The 5,263-nt window shown below is 41.5% G+C and carries 7 protein-coding genes and 2 tRNA genes; 5 read left to right on the top strand and 4 right to left on the bottom strand.

The annotated features are described in order from the left end of the window. Positions 1 to 157 precede the first annotated feature (157 nt). A complete protein-coding gene (locus Q0R37_RS15025; protein WP_294755392.1) occupies positions 158 to 1,042 on the bottom strand; it encodes a DNA-binding protein in 885 nt (294 codons plus the stop codon). Between the two features lie 204 nt (positions 1,043 to 1,246). Between Q0R37_RS15025 and Q0R37_RS15030 the strand changes: the two genes are divergently transcribed. Continuing rightward, complete coding sequence (locus Q0R37_RS15030; protein ID WP_294755394.1) at positions 1,247 to 1,984, top strand: ATP-grasp domain-containing protein; 738 nt, start codon at positions 1,247 to 1,249, stop codon at positions 1,982 to 1,984. A gap of 65 nt (positions 1,985 to 2,049) precedes the next feature. Beyond that, positions 2,050 to 2,994, top strand: coding sequence for a hypothetical protein (locus tag Q0R37_RS15035; protein WP_294755396.1), 945 nt, complete (start codon positions 2,050 to 2,052; stop codon positions 2,992 to 2,994). A 219-nt stretch (positions 2,995 to 3,213) separates the two neighbouring features. On the opposite strand, the gene Q0R37_RS15040 is transcribed toward Q0R37_RS15035, so the two are convergent. The 3 genes from Q0R37_RS15040 to Q0R37_RS15050 all read right to left on the bottom strand — a co-directional run bounded on the left by Q0R37_RS15040 (position 3,214) and on the right by Q0R37_RS15050 (position 4,781). Then, positions 3,214 to 3,657, bottom strand: a complete 444-nt coding sequence (locus Q0R37_RS15040) for a hypothetical protein (protein ID WP_294755398.1) — start codon at positions 3,655 to 3,657, stop codon at positions 3,214 to 3,216. 18 nt (positions 3,658 to 3,675) lie between these two features. Continuing rightward, the gene (locus tag Q0R37_RS15045) at positions 3,676 to 4,290 is read right to left on the bottom strand and encodes a hypothetical protein (RefSeq protein ID WP_294755400.1); all 615 of its coding nucleotides are present in this window, start codon (positions 4,288 to 4,290) and stop codon (positions 3,676 to 3,678) included. Positions 4,291 to 4,601: 311 nt separating this feature from the next. Next, the gene (locus Q0R37_RS15050; protein ID WP_294755401.1) at positions 4,602 to 4,781 is read right to left on the bottom strand and encodes a hypothetical protein; all 180 of its coding nucleotides are present in this window, start codon (positions 4,779 to 4,781) and stop codon (positions 4,602 to 4,604) included. Here Q0R37_RS15050 and Q0R37_RS15055 point away from each other — a divergent pair. The 3 genes from Q0R37_RS15055 (at position 4,758) to Q0R37_RS15065 (ending at position 5,179) form a co-directional block, all read left to right on the top strand. Continuing rightward, a tRNA-Leu gene (locus Q0R37_RS15055) sits at positions 4,758 to 4,836 on the top strand. The genes Q0R37_RS15050 and Q0R37_RS15055 overlap by 24 nt on opposite strands. A 3-nt stretch (positions 4,837 to 4,839) precedes the next feature. Then, positions 4,840 to 4,912 (top strand) — tRNA-Leu (locus tag Q0R37_RS15060). Between the two features lie 42 nt (positions 4,913 to 4,954). Next, positions 4,955 to 5,179 (top strand): helix-turn-helix transcriptional regulator, encoded by a 225-nt coding sequence (locus Q0R37_RS15065; RefSeq protein WP_031563275.1) that lies wholly within the window; start codon positions 4,955 to 4,957, stop codon positions 5,177 to 5,179. The last annotated feature ends 84 nt before the right edge of the window (positions 5,180 to 5,263 follow it).

Below are 5,263 nucleotides of genomic sequence, written 5' to 3' on the forward strand. Positions count from 1 at the left end.
ACGCTGATACTGTAAAGGCATTATCATTGTAATGAATGATGTAACATATTGTCGCCCATATTTGGGCGACATTTCGATTTATACATTTATTATATACATCTTTAGATATAAATATAGTCTCCCCGTTAAGGGATATTTGTCTATAATACGTAATATCTTAGTACTCTATCTGAAAATAATCAAGATACGCCTTGAAGCGGTCCTGTGCTGTCAGTACGGTATCTGTCAGCCAGCCGCGTTCTTGTTCCCAGTTCTTGAGTCCGCGATAATAGAACATCTTCAGGTCATCTGATATGATGAATGGGACTATATCATGCCGCAGGCACTCCTTCAGCATAATAAGCCTGCCGACTCTGCCATTACCGTCCTGGAACGGATGTATGGATTCAAACCGATAGTGAAAGTCTATTATATCCTCAAGAGTGACAGCTTTAAGGTCACTGTATTGTGATAGAAGCTTTTTCATTTTTAAAGGTACCTCATCAGGTGATACCGTTACTTCACCGCCTACTTCGTTGGCAAACTTCTTATATTTTCCTACCGCAAACCAATCCTTCCTGCTATCTGCAGTACCTGTTTTCAGTATCTTGTGCAGTTCCTTGATAAAGGCTTCTGTAAGCGGTTTTTCAGCGTTCTCAATAACATAGTCAATGCAGTGGAAGTGATTGACAGTCTCGACGATGTCATCAGCATTCACTGCTTCATTTTCAAGACCGATAGTGTTCGTCTCAAAGATATAACGCGTCTGGTCGTGTGTAAGACGGCTGCCTTCGATATGGTTAGAGTTATAGGTCAGCTCGATTTGCAGTTTATGGTAGATACCGCCGTGCAGGTTGCTTCGCTTCTGTTCGCGCAGTATCTGAAGAAGAGTCTCCGCCTGTTTAAGCTTACGGCGTCCAGGTCTTACAGCATCGGCAGGAATTTTCCATGTTTTGCCGATAAGTTCAGCTCCGTCTATTCTACCCTCAGCGCAGTAATTACGTACTGTCCTTTCGGATATCCCCCATAATTCAGCCATTTCGGCTACACTTTTGTATGCCACACTACCACCTCCTTTGTTCTATTATATCATATTATCGGCAAGAAATCAACGTGATTTTATAGAAATTCTTGCCGATAGCTATCGATATAATAACCACTTATACCACTTTTTTCACGCAAAAAGATTTTTCTGAGATAGTATCCAATATATTGCCAAAAGCTATTCTGTGTGCTATAATGAGAAAAAATAACGGGAAGTGATAATGTGAAAGTATATATTCAATGCGGAAATAACGGTCTGCCGTACAATATTAACACTTTTTCAGCTATGCTCGGCTTTCAGCAAATGGGAATTGAAACTACTCTTTTCACTGATAAAGAAGATTTAATAAATGCAGAAATTACCGATATTGTAGTCGGCGGAGTAGGCAGAGTAAAACAGTTCCTTGAAAATAAAGGAATAACAGTGAACGATATTGACTATCCGGAAAGTCTTTCTGAATTTTACGGTCGAAAGATATGGGGAAGTACATCCGATACATTTCTTGCCGAGAATAATAACTTTCCGTTATTCGTAAAGCCTAAACAAGGGAAACTGTTTACAGGTTTTATTTGCAATAGTGAAACCGATATTGCAGGACGCTTTTCACCTGAAGAAAGTATTCCTGTTTATTGCAGCGAAATCAGGAATATCATTACTGAGTGGCGCTGCTTTGTAAGATACGGTGAAATATTGGATATTCGGCGTTACAAAGGCGAACTTGGAAGGATTTATTCGTTTCAAAAAGTCAAGGAAATGATTTCATCGTACTCTGATGCTCCCGCAGCATATTCACTCGATTTGGGAATCACATCAGAAGGAGATACTCTAATCGTTGAAGTGAACGATGGATACGCACTTGGCAGTTACGGACTTGATCCGCTGCTGTACGCCAAACTCCTATCCGCCCGATGGGCTGAACTTACCGGAACAGAAGATGAATGTGCTTTTGATATAAGATAAGAATAACATATACACGCAGCAAAACTTGTTTTATTCCGTAAAAGACATTGAGAGGAGGCTGTGCCGTGTATTATATAATGAACAAAGACCGTATCATCGCAGAATTTGACTATATCACCAATGAACTCGGCACCGCTGTGCCTAAGCTTGTATCCGGCAGTCTTCCTGAGATATACGGATATACGAAACTGAAAAGCTGGCTTGAGACTCGCCGAAATGGGAAACGCCGTACAGATATCGCACGATTGCTGCGAAATCTTGGGATGACCGATATCAAGAGCTTTATCGACATCTCCCTCGGGCTGACTCTTACAGATACGCTGTTGGTAAAGGAAGAGCATTCCGATAGTACATGGAACGATGTGAACCTTTATGACAACGAGTTCAGTGAGATAGTATCACAGACCGCTTTTATGGGTGGTATATCCGACCTGAACTTTAAAATACCTGCGCCTGAATATGGCTCTGACGGAAATCTTTCCAAGTGCTGGGTACGACGTACTGACGGAGTATACCTTCTCAAAGGCGGCACAAAAGGATTCAACGGTGCCGGATATGAACCATACTCCGAATTCTTTGTCTCACAGCTTGAAAATGCTCTCGGCATTGAGCATATCGAATATGACCTTGACAACTATCATGACCGCATCGTTAGTTCCTGCAAGCTTGTAACTTCAAAAGAAGTTATCATGATACCATCGGTGTATTATTTCAAGAACTGCTCTGAATTGCCTGAATACCTTGATATTGCTGATAAGCTTGGTGCAGGTGAAAGACTACGTGATATGCTTGTCCTCGATGCCCTGACCTGTAACTATGACAGGCATCTTAACAACATACAATTCCTTGTTGATTCTGACACGTATGAGATTATAAGCCTTGCTCCTGTATTTGATAACGGCATGGGACTTTGTAGCCATTGTAAGGATGAAACAACAAAAGCCTTCATAGACTATGGAAACAACCATGTTCCGTTTGCTTATTACAGCTTTGACGATCATATTCCTTAGCTTATGAGCAAGGATATGTATAAGCGTATTTACGACATCAGGGACTTTAGCTTTGTAAACCATACGGATTATCCTGTCTCTGCTGAAAGATTTTCAGCACTTAATGGCTTTATCCGACACAGGATAAAGCGATTGCTTGAACTTTATAACGAATAAAAACTGTCAGGAAAGATAAGAGCCTTGCCCCGTTTGGGGCAAGGCTTATTTTATAATAACACTTTAATTGATAACATCATTTTTCTTTCGGTCAGATAGTAAAGTCAATCCCAACACAAATACCAATCCGCCAAGAATAATAAAGCCTCCCCATATGATATTCCAGTACCATGCAGTCGTGTCAAACATTCTGCAGAGAAGCTCATGCCAGAATTCAAGACCTGCCGCTATAGCAAAAAGGTCGAAAAGGAGATAAGCACCGCCGCACAGATATATCCATCTCCACCAGTAATTATGACGTCTTTCTTTGAAAAATACGGCTATTCCAAGCATACAGAAACCTGCAAGTATTATCATAATAGCATAATATAATACGCCTCTGCTTTCCATTATCCCGAGCCAGAATTCAGCATAGGCTTTTCTGTCAAGTATTCCCCATATTCTGTGCAGGTGAAAGATTCCGAAGAAAAGAAAAAACAACGGTTCAAACCAGTATATCTTCTTCATGATCATCACGCTCCATATTCATAGTAAAAATCGGAGTCCAAGCACTTCCTTAGCCCACTGATAGAGCTGCTCGACAGACTCTGAACCATCATTCACCTTGCAGGGAATACCCGATGCAACACATTCAGTCTGTATCCGCTGTGCAAAGAGAGTATCTCGCTGCATCCAGTTATCAAAGGCTTTTTCCTTATCAGAACAGCCTTCAAGAACATAAGGCACCCATTCACGCTCTCTGTAATGAGATATCTGAAACTCAGACGATGGGATAATTGTGACATATACGTCTGCCGTGTATTTCTTCATGACCTCTGGCGTGTATGCTGCGCCTTCAGTAATGATCAGGTCTTCCTCTATTCTGCTTATCATATCAAATACAAACGGTGCAATATCCCTGTATATCACAAATTCCTCTTTGCATTGTTCTTCCGGCTCTCTCATCCATATCTCCTCAGGAGACATCTGCTGTATCGCCTTGCAGACTGCACTTCCATTATCTGCTGCCTGCTTTATCAGTTCACTGAGATGATCGTCAACTTTGAAATAGTAAGCACCGTATTCCTGTGCGATACGCTCTGCAACAGTACTCTTTCCGCTGCACGGTGAGCCGCCAATAATCAGAAGCTTTTTACTCACAATCATATTCTCCTTTCACTCACCGCCATATCCGTACTTTATGGAAACAGCCGTTTTACATATCATAGCATAGGAACATAAAAAAGTCAATTAAGGCAAAAATGTCCCCACAGCCGAAACTGTGAGGACTCGTTTTTACGACAACTTAAAAATATACCTGTGGTTTACTTGCTTTTTCCGAAAAGCTGTGATATAATACAGGTAAAGTCAGAACAGGAACGGTCGTAGGATGACCACTGTAGCAAGAATTATTTTGAAAGGAGTAACCCGAAATGAACGCATTTGCTATGTCTTATCTGTATAGCGAAACATTACTTAGTCTCAGCCTCGAACTGGAAGAGACTCTTATTGTGCTGCATACAGAACATAGTGCAAATGATACGGTCATTTAGGGACTTGATTTCAGTATAGATCCTTGAATAGCCAGATATAGCACCGTCTGTATGCAGCAGACGGTGTTTTTTCATGCCCGCATGATGGAATTTTGGCATACATCCCTGCCTAAGAAGCAGGTTTTTGCGAGTTCGAATCTCGCTGCGGGTACCATATGCTCTCGTAGCCCAATGGCAGAGGCAACGGACTTAAAATCCGTATAGTATGAGTTCGAATCTCATCGGGAGCACTTACTTTGTCAAGGATCATATACTGAAAGGAGTTGCTGAAAATGCCTATCATTGATGTAAAAGCAACAGGCAATAATATAAAAAACATAATAAAGTCTAAAGGCTTCAAGATATCCGATGTGCAGGCCCGGTGCGGATTCAATACTCCGCAGGCAATATTTAAGTGGATGCGCGGGGACGCTGTTCCCACTATCGATAACCTGATAATACTGGCGGATATGTTTGATGTGCCGATAGATAAGATAATAATCGTCACCCGTATATAGGTGACGAAATATGGGTAAGTATGCGTAGTTGGCGAACGCAGCAGACTGTAAATCTGCCACCCTTGCGGTAAACATCGCAGGTTC

The sequence above is a fragment of the uncultured Ruminococcus sp. genome, assembly GCF_946415235.1.
GTDB lineage: Bacteria > Bacillota > Clostridia > Oscillospirales > Ruminococcaceae > Ruminococcus.

What these genes read in the sequence shown, in the direction of transcription:
- Q0R37_RS15040 (WP_294755398.1), bottom strand. Translation starts at nt 3,657, where the DNA reads ATGAAGAAGATATACTGGTTTGAACCGTTGTTTTTTCTTTTCTTCGGA.
- Q0R37_RS15050 (WP_294755401.1), bottom strand. Translation starts at nt 4,781, where the DNA reads ATGCCAAAATTCCATCATGCGGGCATGAAAAAACACCGTCTGCTGCAT.
- Q0R37_RS15065 (WP_031563275.1), top strand. Translation starts at nt 4,955, where the DNA reads ATGCCTATCATTGATGTAAAAGCAACAGGCAATAATATAAAAAACATA.